At 64.0% G+C, this 15,710-nt stretch carries 13 protein-coding genes; 9 read left to right on the top strand and 4 right to left on the bottom strand.

The features are described 5' to 3' along the window. Both AC0L2R_RS30265 and AC0L2R_RS30270 read right to left on the bottom strand, forming a co-directional pair. On the bottom strand, positions 1-471 hold a 471-nt coding region (locus AC0L2R_RS30265; RefSeq protein WP_473513235.1), incomplete at its 3' end, for an aldo/keto reductase. A 213-nt stretch (positions 472-684) separates the two neighbouring features. Next, positions 685-1,347, bottom strand: coding sequence for a YggS family pyridoxal phosphate-dependent enzyme (locus tag AC0L2R_RS30270; protein WP_473513236.1), 663 nt, complete (start codon positions 1,345-1,347; stop codon positions 685-687). 146 nt (positions 1,348-1,493) lie between these two features. Between AC0L2R_RS30270 and leuS the strand changes: the two genes are divergently transcribed. Both leuS and AC0L2R_RS30280 read left to right on the top strand, forming a co-directional pair. After that, positions 1,494-4,118, top strand: coding sequence for a leucine--tRNA ligase (gene leuS / locus AC0L2R_RS30275; RefSeq protein WP_473513237.1), 2,625 nt, complete (start codon positions 1,494-1,496; stop codon positions 4,116-4,118). After that, positions 4,105-4,692, top strand: a complete 588-nt coding sequence (locus AC0L2R_RS30280; protein ID WP_091600163.1) for an LPS assembly lipoprotein LptE — start codon at positions 4,105-4,107, stop codon at positions 4,690-4,692. The genes leuS and AC0L2R_RS30280 overlap by 14 nt, the downstream gene beginning before the upstream one ends. A gap of 126 nt (positions 4,693-4,818) precedes the next feature. Here the strand turns inward: AC0L2R_RS30280 and fsa are convergent, their stop codons facing one another. Beyond that, entirely contained in the window at positions 4,819-5,472 is a 654-nt protein-coding gene (gene fsa, locus AC0L2R_RS30285) for a fructose-6-phosphate aldolase (RefSeq protein WP_236384724.1), read from the bottom strand. A gap of 189 nt (positions 5,473-5,661) precedes the next feature. On the opposite strand from fsa, the gene AC0L2R_RS30290 reads away from it, so the two are divergent. From AC0L2R_RS30290 to AC0L2R_RS30320, 7 genes are all read left to right on the top strand, one after another. Then, positions 5,662-7,845, top strand: a complete 2,184-nt coding sequence (locus AC0L2R_RS30290) for a primosomal protein N' (RefSeq protein WP_473513240.1) — start codon at positions 5,662-5,664, stop codon at positions 7,843-7,845. 292 nt (positions 7,846-8,137) lie between these two features. Then, on the top strand, positions 8,138-8,533 hold the full coding sequence (locus AC0L2R_RS30295; protein WP_473513242.1) for an AGROH133_08824 family phage infection protein: 396 nt from the start codon (positions 8,138-8,140) through the stop codon (positions 8,531-8,533). Positions 8,534-8,779: 246 nt separating this feature from the next. Then, positions 8,780-9,340, top strand: coding sequence for a F0F1 ATP synthase subunit delta (locus AC0L2R_RS30300; RefSeq protein WP_023800087.1), 561 nt, complete (start codon positions 8,780-8,782; stop codon positions 9,338-9,340). Beyond that, positions 9,340-10,869, top strand: coding sequence for a F0F1 ATP synthase subunit alpha (gene atpA / locus AC0L2R_RS30305; RefSeq protein WP_023800086.1), 1,530 nt, complete (start codon positions 9,340-9,342; stop codon positions 10,867-10,869). Before AC0L2R_RS30300 ends, atpA begins: the two co-directional genes overlap by 1 nt. A 34-nt stretch (positions 10,870-10,903) precedes the next feature. Then, positions 10,904-11,788, top strand: coding sequence for a F0F1 ATP synthase subunit gamma (locus AC0L2R_RS30310; protein WP_287247004.1), 885 nt, complete (start codon positions 10,904-10,906; stop codon positions 11,786-11,788). Positions 11,789-11,861: 73 nt separating this feature from the next. Next, positions 11,862-13,445 carry a F0F1 ATP synthase subunit beta gene (gene atpD, locus AC0L2R_RS30315; RefSeq protein WP_473513243.1) on the top strand — a complete coding sequence of 528 codons (1,584 nt, stop codon included), beginning with the start codon at positions 11,862-11,864 and terminating at the stop codon, positions 13,443-13,445. 121 nt (positions 13,446-13,566) lie between these two features. Beyond that, entirely contained in the window at positions 13,567-13,974 is a 408-nt protein-coding gene (locus AC0L2R_RS30320; protein ID WP_473513245.1) for a F0F1 ATP synthase subunit epsilon, read from the top strand. A 238-nt stretch (positions 13,975-14,212) separates the two neighbouring features. Here the strand turns inward: AC0L2R_RS30320 and AC0L2R_RS30325 are convergent, their stop codons facing one another. Then, positions 14,213-15,697: a mannitol dehydrogenase family protein gene (locus tag AC0L2R_RS30325; RefSeq protein ID WP_473513247.1), complete on the bottom strand. Its 1,485-nt coding sequence runs from the start codon at positions 15,695-15,697 to the stop codon at positions 14,213-14,215. Positions 15,698-15,710 lie beyond the last annotated feature (13 nt).

Here is a 15,710-nt window from a genome sequence, read left to right on the forward strand (position 1 = left end):
GACCTTACCGCTGGCAACCAGATCGTCGAGCGCCCTGAGCGTCTCGTCGATCGGCGTTACCGCGTCGGTGCCGTGCAACTGATAGAGATCGATATGGTCCAGCTGCAGCCGTTCGAGACTGCCGTCGACCGAATCCATGATGTGGCCGCGCGAGGAGCCGCGCTGGTTGGGGCCGTCGCCCATGGCGCCATGGACTTTGGTGGCGATGATCACGTCCTGCCGCTCGATGCCGAGATTGCGCAGCGACTGGCCGAGAAACCGTTCTGATGCGCCGAAGGAATAGACATCGGCCGTGTCGAAGAAATTAATGCCGGCGGCGAGCGAGCGCTGGACGATCCTGTCGACGCCATCCTGGTCGAGGCTGGCGATCAGGCCCCATTGGTTGTTTTGGTCGGCGGCGCCGAAGGTCATGGTGCCGAGACAAAGTTCGGAGACAAACATCCCCGTGTTTCCAAGTTGACTGTAGCGCATGGTGCGGCTCCGGAAAGTTTTGGAATGACCCGGCCGATATAGGAACGATACGTTTCGTTTCTACTTGTTGGCGTAACGGCCTGGTGGTTCTGGACCAAGCTCCGCGACCGACGATCCGGTGCAACGGGAAACAGGTCAGATTGTCCAAGGGTCGAGGACCGTCACCGGGCCCGACTATCAAGGCTGATCGCTAAACTGCCGCTAAAATGCCCGCTAGCGGCTGCCGAAGATCGCCGAGCCGACCCTGATGCTGGTCGCGCCGAAGGCGATCGCGGTTTCGTAGTCGCCGGACATGCCCATCGAAAGCGTCTCCACCCCTGCCTCCGTGCCGAGCTTTTCCAGCAGCGCGAAATGCGGGCCGGGGTTCTCATCGGCCGGCGGAATGCACATCAGGCCTTCGATGGCGAGGCCATGGACCTCGCGGCAGCGCGTAACGAAGGGTACGGCTTCGCGCGGTTCGATCCCTGTCTTTTGCGGTTCCGAGCCGGTGTTGACCTGAACGTAGAGTTTTGGTGACCGGCCTTGCCTGGCGATTTCCTTGGCGAGTTCGGCGGCGATCTTCTCGCGATCGACCGTCTCGATGACGTCGAACAGGGCGACTGCTTCCTTCGCCTTGTTCGATTGCAGCGGACCGATCAGGTGCAGTTCGATGTCGGGGAAGCCTTGCTTCAGCGCTGGCCATTTGGCTTGTGCTTCCTGGACGCGGTTCTCGCCGAAGACGCGCTGCCCGGCGTCGATGACCGGGCGGATATCGTCGGCGCTGAAGGTCTTCGAGACCGCGACCAGCGTCGCCGCGCCGGCTTGCCGTCCTGCCTCGCGCTCGGCGGCGGCGATCCTCGCCTTGACCGTGAAAAACTGTTCGACGGCGCTCGCCATGCCTATATCCTGACTCTGGTTTTTGTCCTGGCCGGGGCGTCGCAGTTGACGGGTCCGGCAATCCATGGTGAACACCGCGACGACATTTCCTGAGCCGCCGGGCATGTCCGGCTGTTCGCGCATGCTTTTTAAGTGAAAAACACCCAATGGCAACCGAACGATACAATCCGCGCGCATCAGAGCCCAAATGGCAGAAGGCCTGGGACGCCAAGAAGCTGTTCGAGGCTGACAACGACGACCCGCGTCCGAAATACTACGTGCTCGAGATGTTTCCGTATCCGTCGGGGCGCATCCATATCGGCCATACCCGCAACTACACGATGGGCGACGTGGTGGCGCGCTACAAGCGGGCCAAGGGTTTCAACGTGCTGCACCCGATGGGCTGGGACGCCTTCGGCATGCCGGCCGAGAACGCGGCGATGCAGAACAAGGTCCATCCCAAGGACTGGACCTATCAGAACATCGCCGCCATGCGCGAGCAGCTCAAGGTCATGGGCCTGTCGCTCGACTGGGCGCGCGAATTCGCCACCTGCGATGTCGACTACTACCACCGCCAGCAGATGCTGTTCCTCGATTTCGTCGAGAAGGGGCTGGTGACGCGCAAATCCTCCAAGGTCAACTGGGATCCGGAGGACATGACGGTGCTTGCCAACGAGCAGGTCATCGACGGACGCGGCTGGCGCTCCGGTGCGCTGGTCGAGCAGCGCGAGCTGACGCAGTGGTTCTTCAAGATCACCGACTATGCGCAGGACCTGCTGGACTCGCTGGAAGGCCTCGACGAATGGCCGGAAAAAGTGAAGCTGATGCAGGCGAACTGGATCGGCCGTTCGGAAGGCCTGCTGATCCGCTGGCCGCTGGCCACTCCAGTTGACGGCGAAGATGAGCTGGAGGTCTACACGACGCGGCCCGACACCATCTTCGGCGCCTCCTTCATGGCGGTCGCAGTTGACCATCCGCTGGCCAAGAAGGCGGCCGAAAACAATCCGGCGCTGGCCAAGTTCATCGATGAAGTCCATCACATGGGCACTTCGGTGGCAGCACTGGAGACAGCCGAGAAAAAGGGCATGGATACCGGTATACGAGTCGTCCATCCGTTCGATGCGAACTGGACTCTGCCTGTCTACGTCGCCAATTTCGTGCTGATGGAGTACGGCACCGGCGCCATATTCGGTTGCCCGTCCGGTGACCAGCGCGACCTCGACTTCGCTAACCGATATGGCCTGCCGGTCATTCCGGTGGTGATGCCGGAAGGCGAGATCCAGGGAAACTTCCAGATCATCGACGAGGCCTATGTCGGCGACGGCGTGATGATCAATTCGCGCTTCCTCGACGGCATGAAGCCTGATCAGGCGTTCGACGAAGTGGCCAAGCTGCTGGAACAAAAGACCATCGGCAACCGGCCGATGGCCGAGCGCAAGGTCAACTTCCGCCTGCGCGACTGGGGCATTTCGCGCCAGCGCTACTGGGGCTGCCCGATCCCGATGATCCATTGCGAGGATTGCGGCGTGGTGCCGGTGCCGAAGGCGGACCTGCCGGTCAAGCTTCCCGACGACATCGAGTTCGACCGGCCGGGCAATCCGCTCGATCGCCATCCGACATGGCGGCATGTCAAATGCCCGCAATGCGGCAAGGATGCACGCCGCGAAACCGACACGATGGACACGTTCGTCGATTCGTCGTGGTATTTCGCGCGCTTCACCGCGCCCCGGGCGAACGACCCAACCGATCCCAAGGCAGCTACCGAATGGCTGCCGGTCGACCAGTATATTGGCGGCATCGAGCACGCCATTTTACACCTGCTCTATTCGCGCTTCTTCACCCGCGCCATGCGTGAGACCGGCCATGTCGACCTCGCCGAGCCGTTCAGGGGCCTGTTCACGCAAGGCATGGTGGTGCACGAGACCTATCGGGTCGGCAGTGGCGCGAACAGCCGCTGGCTTGCGCCCAGCGAGGTGCGGCTGGAGGACGTCGATGGCAAGCGCCGCGCCATAGAAATCGCGACCGGCGAAGAGGCGGTGATCGGCCCGCTCGAAAAAATGTCGAAGTCGAAGAAGAACACGGTGAGCCCCGAAGAGATCACCGACGGCTACGGCGCCGACACCGCGCGCTGGTTCATGCTGTCGGACTCGCCGCCCGAACGTGACGTCGAATGGACCGACGAGGGCGCCGCCGGCGCGCACCGCTTCATCCAGCGCATCTGGCGCCTGGTGTCGACAGCCGCCGAATCGCTCGCCGGAATCCAGCCGGCAGCGGCGAAGCAGGGCGAGGCAGGGACTGTTTCCAAGGCCACGCACAAGATCCTGAAATCGGTGGGTGAGGACATTGAAAAGCTCGCCTTCAACCGCGCCATCGCCCGCATCTACGAACTCGCCAATGCGCTCAACACGCCGCTCAACGAGGCGGCCGAAGGCAAGGCCGATCCGGCGCTCAAGGCTTCTTGCCGGCAAGCCGTCGACATCCTCGTGCATTTGATTGCGCCGGTCATGCCGCATCTGGCCGAGGAATGCTGGCAGGCGCTCGGCGGCACCGATCTGGTCGCCGAACGGCCCTGGCCTGTCTTTGATCCGTCGCTTGTCGCCGACAGCGAGATCGTGCTGCCTGTCCAGGTCAACGGCAAGAAGCGCGGCGATTTGACAATTGCCCGCGACGCGGACCAAGGTGCCGTCGAAAAAGCGGTTCTGGCTCTCGACTTCGTGCAGAAAGCGCTCGAAGGTAAGGCACCGCGCAAGGTGATCATCGTCCCGCAGAGGATCGTCAATGTCGTTGCCTGATCCGAGGAAGACAGAAGTGACGCATTTGCTGCGCCGTGCCGCGCTGTATGGGCTGGTCGCTTCGGTTGCGCTGGTTTCGGCCTGCACGGTGCGCCCGCTCTATTCGAGCGCGCCGCTGTCGGCCGGTTCGCAAGTTGGCGCTGCCGCCGAACTCGGGTCCATCTCGGTCAAGCCGGTCAACACGCGCTACGCCCAGCAGGTCCGCAACAATCTGATTTTCGCGCTCGGTCAGGGTGCGGGCGAGCCGGCGTCGCCCGCCTATTCGCTCGATCTCGGCGTTACCGAACTTATTGAATCCGCTGCAAAGGTGCAGGTCACGACCGATGACGACGAACCAACCGCGGGCACGGTGACACTGACCGCGAATTATGTGCTGACCGACGCCAGGACCGGCACGACGATCGCGACCGGCAAGCGCTCGATAGCGTCGTCCTTCGACCGGCCCCGTCAGGAGTTCGCCTCCTACCGGGCGCAAATCGACGCCGAGAACCGCGCGGCGCGCGAACTGGCGGACCTGCTGCGCCTGTCGATCGCCCAGGCTCTGGTCAAGCACGGCAAGACGGTGGCGGGTTAGCGCCGTTCGGCCTGGATCGAGACGTTCCGGCTACCGCCGAGGCCTGATTGCTGGCACAAAAAAAGGCCGATTGCTCGGCCTTTTCTACGGGAACACGGCGTTTGATTTCAGCCGATCTTCTTGATTTCAGCCGATTGTCTGGCCGGTCTTGGCCCAGTCGGCGAGGAACTGCTCCAGGCCCTTGTCGGTCAGCGGGTGCTTGACCAGCGCCTTCAGCGTCGCCGGCGGCGCGGTGATGACGTCGGCGCCGATCAGTGCGGCCTGCTTGACGTGGTTCACCGTGCGCACCGAGGCGGTCAGGATCTCGGTCTGGAAATCATAATTGTCGTAGATGGTGCGGATATCGGCGATCAGTTCCATGCCGTCCCAGCCGCTGTCGTCGATGCGGCCGACGAAGGGCGAGATGAAGGAGGCGCCGGCCTTGGCGGCGAGCAGCGCCTGGGTAGCCGAGAAGCACAGCGTGACATTGACCATGCGGCCGTCCGAGCGGATGTCCTTGCAGGCCCTCAGGCCGTCGAGCGTCAGCGGCACCTTGATGCAGACGTTGTCGGCGATCCTGGCCAGGATCTTGGCCTCCGCCATCATGTCCTTGTATTCGGTGGCGACGACTTCGGCCGAGACCGGGCCCTTGACGATCTCGCAGATCTCTCTGGTGACTTCGGCGATCTTGCCGCCGGATTTGAGGATCAGCGAAGGATTGGTGGTGACGCCGTCGAGCAGCCCCAAATCGTTCAGTTCACGGATTTCCTTGACATCGGCGGTGTCGACAAAAAATTTCATGACGGTCTCCTGAAGATTTTTATCGCATCGGCCCGAAAATCGAATCGATTTTCGGAAGCACGATGCGAGGTTTAAAGTTCTAGAGCGTACTTTGTGCGTCCGGATGGACGCACGTCGCTCTAGTGCATGTCATGCACCTCTGAGGGTCGGACTTTGATCTAGACGAAAGTCGGGGCAAGGTCACGCCTCATGATCGAAGATTCGCCCTTTGTCGCGGCCGCACCGGTGCTGGTGCCGATGCCCGCCGAGCGGCCCTACACCTATGCCGTGCCCGCCGGCATGCGCGTGGTGCCGGGCTCGATCGTGCGCGTGCCGCTCGGTCCGCGCCAGGTCGCCGGCATCGTCTGGGACGGCGCCGTCGAAAAGGTCGATGCCAAAAAACTGCGCTCGATCGAGCAGGTCTTCGACTGCCCGCCGATCGGCCGCGCCATGCGCCGCTTCGTCGACTGGATTGCGCAATACACGCTGTCGCCGCCCGGCATGGTGGCGCGCATGCTGCTGCGGGCGCCGGAGGCCTTCGACCCGGAACCGTGGATCGAAGGCCTGCAACGCACCTTGGCCAGACCCGACCGTGTGACGGATGCGAGGATGCGCGTGCTGGAGACAGCCGAAGGCGGGCTCGCCTGGACGCGGTCCGGGCTGGCGCATGCGGCCGGCGTGTCGTCGACGGTCATCGACGGGCTGAAGGCGCAAGGCGTGTTCGAGACCGTCATGATCCCGCCGCGACCGGTGGTCGCAGCACCCGACCCAGGCTACGCCCAACCATCGCTGATGCCGGACCAGCGCGATGCAGCCGAGATGCTGCGCAGCAATGTCGCGGCCGGCGCATTCGGCGTCACGCTGCTCGACGGGGTGACCGGATCGGGCAAGACCGAGGTCTATTTCGAGGCGGTGTCGGCGGCGCTCGACCGCGGCAAGCAGGTGCTGATCCTGCTGCCGGAGATCGCGCTGACCCACGCTTTCCTCGAGCGCTTCCAGGAACGGTTCGGCGCCAAGCCGGCCGAATGGCATTCGGACCTGCCGCCAAGAATGCGCGAGCGTGTCTGGCGGCAGGTGGCGGAAGGTGGCGTGCGCGTCGTTGCCGGCGCGCGTTCGGCGCTGTTTTTGCCGTTCAGGGAGCTTGGGCTGATCGTCGTCGACGAGGAGCACGACCCCGCCTACAAGCAGGAAGACCGCGTCTTCTACAATGCCCGCGACATGGCGGTGGTGCGCGGCCACATCGGCGGCTTTCCGGTCGTGCTCGCCTCGGCGACACCGTCGGTCGAAAGCCGGGTCAATGCGAGCCAAGGCCGCTATAGCAGGGCGGTGCTATCGGCGCGCTTTGCCGAAGCGGCGCTTCCCGACCTGAAGACGATCGACATGCGCCGCGCCCCGCCGGCACGCGGCGGCTTCCTGTCGCCGGTGCTGCTTGGCCATATGCGCCAGACACTGGAGAAGAAGGAACAGTCGCTGCTGTTCCTCAACCGGCGCGGCTATGCGCCGCTGACGCTGTGCCGGGTCTGCGGCCATCGCTTCGGTTGCCCGGTCTGCTCGGCCTGGCTGGTCGAGCACCGCTTTCGCGGCCAGCTCGTCTGCCACCATTGCGGGCACAATGAGCGGCGGCCCGAGGCCTGCCCGGAATGCGGCACGCTCGACCATCTGGTCGCCTGCGGGCCGGGCGTCGAGCGCATCGCCGAAGAGGTCGTCGCGCATTTCCCCGACGCCCGCACCATCGTCCTGTCGTCCGACCTGATGGGCGGCGTGCGGCGGCTGAGGCTGGAGCTTGAAGCCATCGCAAATGGCGAGGCCGACATCGTCATCGGCACGCAGCTCGTCGCCAAGGGCCACAATTTCCCCAACATGACACTGGTTGGCGTGGTCGACGCCGACCTCGGCCTGGCCAATGGCGATCCGCGCGCCGCCGAGCGCACCTTCCAGCTGCTCAGCCAGGTGACCGGCCGCGCCGGCCGCACCGGCAAGAAGAGTCTTGGCCTGCTGCAGACCTTCCAGCCCGACTACCCGGTCATGCGGGCGATCGTCTCCGGCGACGCCGAGGCTTTTTACGAGCGCGAGATCGCCGAGCGCGAGCGGGCGGTGCTGCCGCCTTTCGGCCGGCTCGCCGGCGTCATCGTCAGTGCTGCGACGCGGGCGGAAGCGGAGGGCCATGCGCGGGGTTTGCGGCGCGCCGCACCTCAGGCCGCCGACCTGTTCGTGCTCGGCCCGGCCGAGGCGCCGCTGTCGCTGATCGGCGGCCGCCATCGCTTTCGCCTGCTGATCCAGGGCGAACGGCGCGCCGACATTCAGGGGTTCATTCGCGCCATGCTGGCCGAGGGACCGAAGCTGCGGGGCTCGGTGCGCGTGCAGGTCGACATCGACCCGCAGAGCTTTTTGTGAGGCGTTTGGAGTTAGCCTAGTCAGCCGCAGGCGGGTCTTGCAATATATTCCAGCACCACACCTCGAGCGCCTCACTCCCTGTGTGGTCTCATGTGGTCATAATGCATAGCGTTCCATAAAGGAGGAACAGCCCGTCATGAAGCTCTTGGTACGACGCGCATCCATACCGAGGCGGCGGTCGTGTTCGCGTTGGACTGATGCGCGCCCGTAATTCGTGACGCGCATCTGGCGCATGGCTCTTGCTTCGCTAGAATGCCCGAAATTTCGAAACAGCCATTTGCGAGGGGACAGTATGGAATTTGCGTTTCCGTGGCCGATGAGCCAGGGCGAGTGGCTGGCGTGGTCGAGCGCCGTCGTGACCTTGCTGTTCGGGCTGATGTTGTTCCTGGCGCCGGCACTGGCTTTCCGGATACTCAGACTGCAGGTCAAGCCCGAAAAGGCGGCGGCGATCGCCGAAGGGCGCGGCAGGATGTCGGGCTTCTATCTCGGCGTCGGCCTGTGCTGCATTCTGCTTGCGCAACCGCTGCTCTACATGGCGCTTGGCTTTTCCTGGCTGTTCACCGCCTTCGGCCGCCTGCTGTCGATGATGTCAGATGGCGCCAACACGCCCTTCAATTGGGTTTCCATCGTGCTGGAACTGGTGCTGGCGGCGCTGCCGCTTGCCTTCGCCTTCGGCTTTGTGCCTTGAATCAAAGGCTAATTCGGGACCGGCGGTCGAACCGCGCCGCCGGATGCGACAATAGTGCCTGAAAACCATGCGGGGCGACGCATTGCGGTCTTAAAATGCCTGTGCTAGACGGCAATCGACTTTCGGCCGGGGATAGCGGAAGCCGCGTCTTCGTGCTTGGAAAAATGCAGTAAGGTCAAAGATTTAGCCAGAGTTTTCGCTCGCGCCAATAATCTGCGGCCTGTCAGACAAGAGAAAAGACGGTCCGTGGCCCAATCGTCATCGCCAATCTCAGGTGTCGCAGAGCGCTATGCGGGTTCGCTGTTCGAGCTCGCGCTCCAGGCGAATTCGGTCGGCCAGGTCGAGGCCGACCTCAACAGTTTCGCGGCGATGCTCGAAGGCAGTGCTGATCTGACCCGCCTGATCAATAGTCCGGTGTTCTCCAGCGAGGACCAGGCCAAGGCCATTGCGGCGATCGCCGACAAGGCGGGGATCACCGGCCTTACCGGCAATTTCCTGCGCGTCGTCGCCCAGAACCGCCGTCTGTTCGCCATCCCCGGCATGATCAAGGCATTCCGCCAGATCGCCGCCGAGCATCGTGGCGAGACCGCCGCTGAAGTGACCTCGGCGCATGCGCTGACCGACGCCCAGCAAACCGAGCTGAAGGCGGCGCTGAAAAGCGTTGCCGGCAAGGATGTCGCGATCACCGTGACCGTCGATCCGTCGCTGCTCGGCGGGCTGGTGGTCAAGATAGGCTCGCGCCAGATCGATACGTCGCTCAAAACCAAACTCAATTCGCTCAAGCTTGCACTGAAAGAGGTCGGCTGATGGACATCCGCGCCGCGGAAATTTCCGCAATTCTGAAAGACCAGATCAAGAATTTCGGCAAGGAGGCCGAGGTCTCCGAAGTCGGCCAGGTTCTGTCCGTCGGTGACGGCATCGCCCGCGTCTATGGCCTCGACAATGTCCAGGCCGGCGAGATGGTCGAATTCCCCGGCGGCATCCGCGGCATGGCGCTCAATCTCGAAGCCGACAATGTCGGCGTCGTCATCTTCGGCGCCGACCGCGACATCAAGGAAGGCGATATCGTCAAGCGCACCGGCGCCATCGTCGATACGCCGGTCGGCATGGGCCTGCTCGGCCGCGTCGTCGATGCGCTCGGCAACCCGATCGACGGCAAGGGCCCGATCCAGGCGACCGAGCGCAAGCGCGTCGACGTCAAGGCGCCCGGCATCATTCCGCGCAAATCGGTGAACGAGCCGATGTCGACCGGCCTCAAGGCCATCGATGCGCTGATCCCGGTCGGGCGCGGCCAGCGCGAGCTGGTCATCGGCGATCGCCAGACCGGCAAGACCGCGATCATCCTCGACACGATGCTCAACCAGAAATCGGTGCACGAGCACGGCCCGGAGAAGGAAAAGCTCTACTGCGTCTACGTCGCCGTCGGCCAGAAGCGCTCGACCGTTGCGCAGTTCGTGAAAGTTCTCGAAGAGCGCGGCGCGCTCGATTATTCGATCATCATCGCCGCCACCGCTTCCGATCCGGCGCCGATGCAGTTCCTGGCGCCGTTCACCGCCTGCACGATGGGCGAATATTTCCGCGACAACGGCATGCACGCGCTGATCAGTTACGACGATCTGTCCAAGCAGGCCGTCGCCTATCGCCAGATGTCGCTGCTGCTGCGCCGCCCGCCTGGCCGCGAAGCCTATCCGGGCGACGTCTTCTACCTGCATTCGCGCCTTCTGGAGCGTGCCGCCAAGCTCAATGACGACAATGGCGGCGGTTCGCTGACGGCTCTGCCGATCATCGAGACCCAGGCCAACGACGTGTCGGCCTATATCCCGACCAACGTCATCTCGATCACCGACGGCCAGATCTTCCTGGAAACCAATCTGTTCTTCCAGGGCGTCCGCCCGGCGGTCAATGTCGGCCTGTCGGTGTCGCGCGTCGGCTCCTCGGCGCAGATCAAGGCGATGAAGCAGGTCGCCGGCTCGATCAAGGGCGAACTCGCGCAGTACCGCGAAATGGCGGCCTTCGCCCAGTTCGGCTCCGACCTCGACGCCGCGACGCAGCGCCTGCTGAACCGCGGTGCACGCCTGACCGAACTCCTGAAGCAGCCGCAATTCTCGCCGCTCAGGGTCGAAGAACAGGTCGCGGTGATCTTCGCCGGCGTCAACGGCTATCTCGACAAGTTGGCGATCGACCAGGTCAGCAAATTCGAGCATGGCTTGCTCAGCCACATGCGCTCGGCCGGCAAGGAGGTGCTCGACGGCATCCGCAAGGAGAAGGCGCTGTCGGACGATCTGCGCGCCAAGCTGAAGGCGGAGATCGACACCTTCGCCAAGACCTTTGCTTGAACGACGGCCGGACGGACGAGATCAGGTTTGAAGCATGCCTTCACTAAAAGACCTTCGTAACCGTATCGCCTCGGTCAAGGCGACGCAGAAGATCACCAAGGCGATGCAGATGGTCGCCGCGGCGAAGCTGCGCCGCGCACAGGAGGCGGCGGAAGCAGCGCGCCCCTATTCAGAGCGCATGGGTGCGGTGCTGGCCAACATCACCCAGGCGATCGGCGGCGGCGGCGAGGCCCCGGCGCTGATGACCGGCACCGGCAAGGACGACGTGCATCTGCTCGTCGTCTGCACCGCCGAGCGTGGTCTGTGCGGCGGCTTCAATTCGCAGATCGCACGCCTTGCCCGCGACCACATCCGCAAGCTTTTGGCCGACGGGAAACAGGTCAAGATCATCTGCGTCGGCAAGAAGGGGTTCGACATCCTGCGTCGCGACTATGCGGCGCTGATCCTCGAGCGCGTCGACTTGCGCGAGGTGAAGACGCTGGGCTTCGTCAATGCCGATGGCATTGCCAAGAAGGTCATCCAGCTCTTCAACGAGGGCGGCTTCGACATCTGCACGCTGTTTTATTCGCAGTTCAAATCGGTGATCAGCCAGATCCCGACAACCCAGCAGATCATCCCGGCAGGCGTGCCTACCGCTCCCGCCGAAGCGACGGACGGCGGCAGTGCCGTCTATGAATACGAGCCGGAGCCGGGCGAAATCCTCTCCGACCTCATTCCGCGCAACATTTCCGTACAGGTTTTTCGCGCTCTGCTCGAAAACGCCGCCGGCGAGATGGGCGCCAAGATGAGCGCCATGGACAATGCGACGCGCAACGCAGGCGATATGATCAACAAATTGTCGATCACCTACAACCGCCAGCGGCAGGCGCAGATCACCAAGGAATTGATCGAAATCATTTCGGGCGCCGAGGCGCTCTAGGCGCGCTCCCATGAAGGTCAGCGACCTTCAGGCGGATCGCGTGAGAAACAAAGAGACGAAAAGGGTAAAGACGATGGCGAAAGCAGCGACCCCCCAGAAGGCGGCCCCGAAGACCGCCGCGACGGCGGCAGCACCGGCAAAGGCTCCGGCGGCGGCAGCGAAGACGGCTCCGGCCAAGAAGGCGGCAGCGCCCGCCAAGGCTGCCGCGGCGAAGGCGCCGACCGTTGCCATCAACAAGACCGGCTTGGCTGGCAAGGTTCGCCAGGTCATCGGCGCTGTTGTCGACGTTCAGTTCGGCGAACATCTGCCGGCGATCCTGAACGCCCTGGAAACGTCCAATGTCGGCAATCGTCTCGTGCTCGAGGTGGCTCAGCATCTCGGCGAGAACACGGTGCGCTGCATCGCCATGGACTCGACCGAAGGTCTGGTTCGCGGCCAGGACGTCTATGACACCGGCGCGCCGATCACCGTGCCGGTCGGTCCGGGCATGCTCGGCCGCATCATCAACGTCATCGGCGAGCCGGTCGACGAGGCGGGCCCGGTCGACGGCATCGAGATGCGCTCCATCCACCAGCCGGCGCCGACCTATGTCGAGCAGTCGACGGAAGCACAAATCCTGGTCACCGGCATCAAGGTTCTCGACCTGCTGGCACCCTATGCCCGCGGCGGCAAGATCGGCCTGTTCGGCGGCGCCGGCGTCGGCAAGACGGTGCTGATCCAGGAATTGATCAACAACGTCGCCAAGGCGCATGGCGGCTTCTCGGTGTTCGCCGGCGTCGGTGAGCGCACCCGCGAAGGCAACGATCTCTATCATGAGTTCATCGAGTCCGGCGTCAACAAGAAGGGCGGCGGCGAAGGATCCAAGGCGGCGCTCGTCTATGGCCAGATGAACGAGCCGCCGGGCGCGCGAGCCCGCGTCGGCCTAACCGGGCTGACAGTTGCCGAATATTTCCGCGACCAGGGCCAGGACGTGCTGTTCTTCGTCGACAACATCTTCCGCTTTACGCAGGCTGGCTCCGAAGTGTCGGCGCTGCTCGGCCGAATTCCTTCGGCCGTGGGCTATCAGCCGACGCTGGCCACCGACATGGGCGCGCTGCAGGAGCGCATCACGACGACGACCAAGGGCTCGATCACCTCGGTGCAGGCGATCTACGTGCCGGCCGACGATCTGACCGATCCGGCGCCCGCGACCTCGTTCGCCCACCTCGACGCGACGACCGTGCTCAACCGCGCGATCTCGGAAAAGGGCATCTATCCGGCCGTCGATCCGCTCGATTCGACCTCGCGCATGCTCGACCCGATGGTCGTCGGCGAAGAGCACTACCAGGTCGCCCGCCAGGTGCAGTCGATCCTGCAGCGCTACAAGTCGCTGCAGGACATCATCGCCATCCTGGGCATGGACGAGTTGTCGGAAGAGGACAAGCAGACGGTGGCCCGCGCCCGCAAGATCGAGCGCTTCCTGTCGCAGCCCTTCTTCGTCGCCGAAGTGTTCACCGGCGCGCCGGGCAAGCTGGTCGATCTCGCCGACACCATCAAGGGCTTCAAGGGCCTCTGCAACGGCGACTACGACCACCTGCCGGAAGCCGCCTTCTACATGGTCGGCGGCATCGAAGAAGCGGTCGAGAAGGCACAGCGCCTGGCGGCCGAAGCGGCGTGATTGGTGAATGGTCAACAGTGAATTGTGAATTGTGAATGGGGAGCAGCGGACAGGAAATCGGGGCTGAGTGAAGGTCTTCGGATCGTTCACCATTCACCATTCACCATTCGCTGAGTTGATCATGCCTGAAGCTTTCAAATTCGAACTGGTCTCGCCGGAGCGGCTGCTGGTTTCCGAGCAGGTCGAATCCGTCGTCATTCCGGGCGCCGAAGGTGAAATGACCGTCATGGCCCATCACGCGCCGGTCATGACCACGATCAAGCCCGGCGTCGTCACGGTAAAGACCGCGGAAGGCAAGGCAGAGCGCTACGTCGTGTTCGGCGGCTTTGCCGACATTGTTCCGGCCGGCTGCACGCTGCTGGCCGAATCGGCTGTAGCCGTCGGCGACATCGACCGCGCCGACCTCGCCCGCCGTATCCAGGAAGCCAGGGAAGACGTCGCCGACGCCAAGGACGACGAGACGCGCAGCAAGGCCGAGCAGTTCCTTAGCCAGCTCACCACACTCGAAGGCGCGATTTTGTCGGCATAGAGGCCACGAATCCTCGGCCGGGCGCCACTTCCCTTCTCCCCTTGTGGGAGAAGGTGGATTGGCGCGCAGCGCCAAGACGGTTGAGGGGTATTGGAAGAAATGAGGCGTCGGCGTTCTCGGGAACACCCCTCATCCGACCGCGCTTCGCGCGGCCACCTTCTCCCACAAGGGGAGAAGGGAAGTGCGTTGCCCAGCCCGTTCGCGATCTACCGCGCGCATGGCGCGTTGCAGGCCGGCCTCATGGCTTTTTACTGACTATCCCCAGCGCTGTGAAAGCAGCAGCCACGCCGCCCTGGCGCAGGCGTTCGAGATGGGCGGCCGCGAGGTCGATCAGCGTCAGGCGCTCGGCACCGCCCTTGGCGAAGCCGGCCAGGTCGAACACCGCCACCACCGCTTCGCCAGCCGACAGATGCCGAGTGTCGAGTGCGGCCAAAGCCAGGTCGAGCGGGTCGGTGAAGTGGTTTTCCGGCAAGGCTTTGCCGCGCGCCTCGCAAGCCGCGATCCAGGCGGCGACCACCAGCATCAGATAGGCGGGCGGGGCACCGTCACTCATCCGTTCCATTGCCGAGGCAATGATGCGCTGGGGCAGTTTCTGGCTGCCATCATTGGCGATCTGCGCCGTCCGATGGGCGAGCGCGGTGCTCGAATAGCGCTTGGCAAGCTGGGCCGTGTAGTCGGTCGTGTCGAGCCCGGCGTCCTTCGGCAGTGTCGTGATCGCCTCGGCCCACAATCCGTCGACAAATTGCTGGATCGCCGGATCGGCGAAGGCGCGGTCGACCGTCTCAAAGCCGCTGAGCAGGCCAAGATAGGCGATCGCCGAATGCGAGCCGTTGAGCAGGCGCAGCTTCATGTCCTCGAACGGCCCGACGTCACCGACCATGGTGACCCCGAACCTTTCCCAGGCCGGCCTGCCCGCCGGGAAATCGTCTTCGACCACCCATTGGCAGAACGGCTCGGTCATGACAGGCCAGGCGTCATCGACGTCGAGCTGGCCTGATATCCGTGCCCGGTCGGCATCGGTGGTCGCCGGCACGATGCGATCCACCATGCTCGACGGAAACGCCACCTCATCGGCGATGTGGCGGGCGAGATCGGTACCGCGCAAAGCGGCGAATTCGACCAGCAGCCGGCGCAGCGTGGCGCCGTTGGCCGGGAGATTGTCGCAGCACAGCACTGTGAATGGCTGGATACCGGCGGCGCGGCGGCGCGCAAGCGATTCGGCCAGAAAACCATGCGCCGTTCGCGGCATTTGCGGGTTGGCCAAATCGTGGACGATGTCGGCTTGGGCTGTGTCCAGTCCGCCACCTGCCGCCCTGAGATAGGCTTTTTCGGTGATCGTCAGCGTGACGATGGCGGTGCGCGGATCGGTCAGCGCGGCCAGCACCGCGCCGGGATCTTCCGGGGCCACCAGCATCGACAGGATCGAGCCGACGACGCGCAGGCTTTCGCTGTCGCTGCTCCTGACCGCCAGCGTGTAGAGCCCGTCCTGCGGCGCCAGCGCGTCGCGTGTGTCGGCGCTGCGCAGCGAAACGCCGACAATGCCCCAATCCATCTCTCCCGCCGCCAGGCAGTCGTCGACATAGGCTGCCTGATGGGCGCGATGGAATGCGCCGACGCCGAGATGGACGATGCCGGGTACGGCACGGTCGCGGTCGTATCCGGGGACCGCGACCGAGGCCGGCAATGCCTGCCGCGTGCTGTTGGAAAGGCGTCTGTCTGTCATCGTGCGATGGGTC

The sequence above is a fragment of the Mesorhizobium sp. WSM4820 genome (assembly GCF_055811075.1).

Excerpts from the sequence above, each read along its gene's own strand:
- fsa (WP_236384724.1), bottom strand. The coding sequence starts at position 5,472 with ATGAAATTTTTTGTCGACACCGCCGATGTCAAGGAAATCCGTGAACTG.
- AC0L2R_RS30320 (WP_473513245.1), top strand. The coding sequence starts at position 13,567 with ATGCCTGAAGCTTTCAAATTCGAACTGGTCTCGCCGGAGCGGCTGCTG.
- leuS (WP_473513237.1), top strand. The coding sequence starts at position 1,494 with ATGGCAACCGAACGATACAATCCGCGCGCATCAGAGCCCAAATGGCAG.
- AC0L2R_RS30295 (WP_473513242.1), top strand. The coding sequence starts at position 8,138 with ATGGAATTTGCGTTTCCGTGGCCGATGAGCCAGGGCGAGTGGCTGGCG.
- atpD (WP_473513243.1), top strand. The coding sequence starts at position 11,862 with ATGGCGAAAGCAGCGACCCCCCAGAAGGCGGCCCCGAAGACCGCCGCG.
- AC0L2R_RS30325 (WP_473513247.1), bottom strand. The coding sequence starts at position 15,697 with ATGACAGACAGACGCCTTTCCAACAGCACGCGGCAGGCATTGCCGGCC.
- AC0L2R_RS30270 (WP_473513236.1), bottom strand. The coding sequence starts at position 1,347 with ATGGCGAGCGCCGTCGAACAGTTTTTCACGGTCAAGGCGAGGATCGCC.
- AC0L2R_RS30290 (WP_473513240.1), top strand. The coding sequence starts at position 5,662 with ATGATCGAAGATTCGCCCTTTGTCGCGGCCGCACCGGTGCTGGTGCCG.
- AC0L2R_RS30280 (WP_091600163.1), top strand. The coding sequence starts at position 4,105 with ATGTCGTTGCCTGATCCGAGGAAGACAGAAGTGACGCATTTGCTGCGC.
- AC0L2R_RS30310 (WP_287247004.1), top strand. The coding sequence starts at position 10,904 with ATGCCTTCACTAAAAGACCTTCGTAACCGTATCGCCTCGGTCAAGGCG.
- atpA (WP_023800086.1), top strand. The coding sequence starts at position 9,340 with ATGGACATCCGCGCCGCGGAAATTTCCGCAATTCTGAAAGACCAGATC.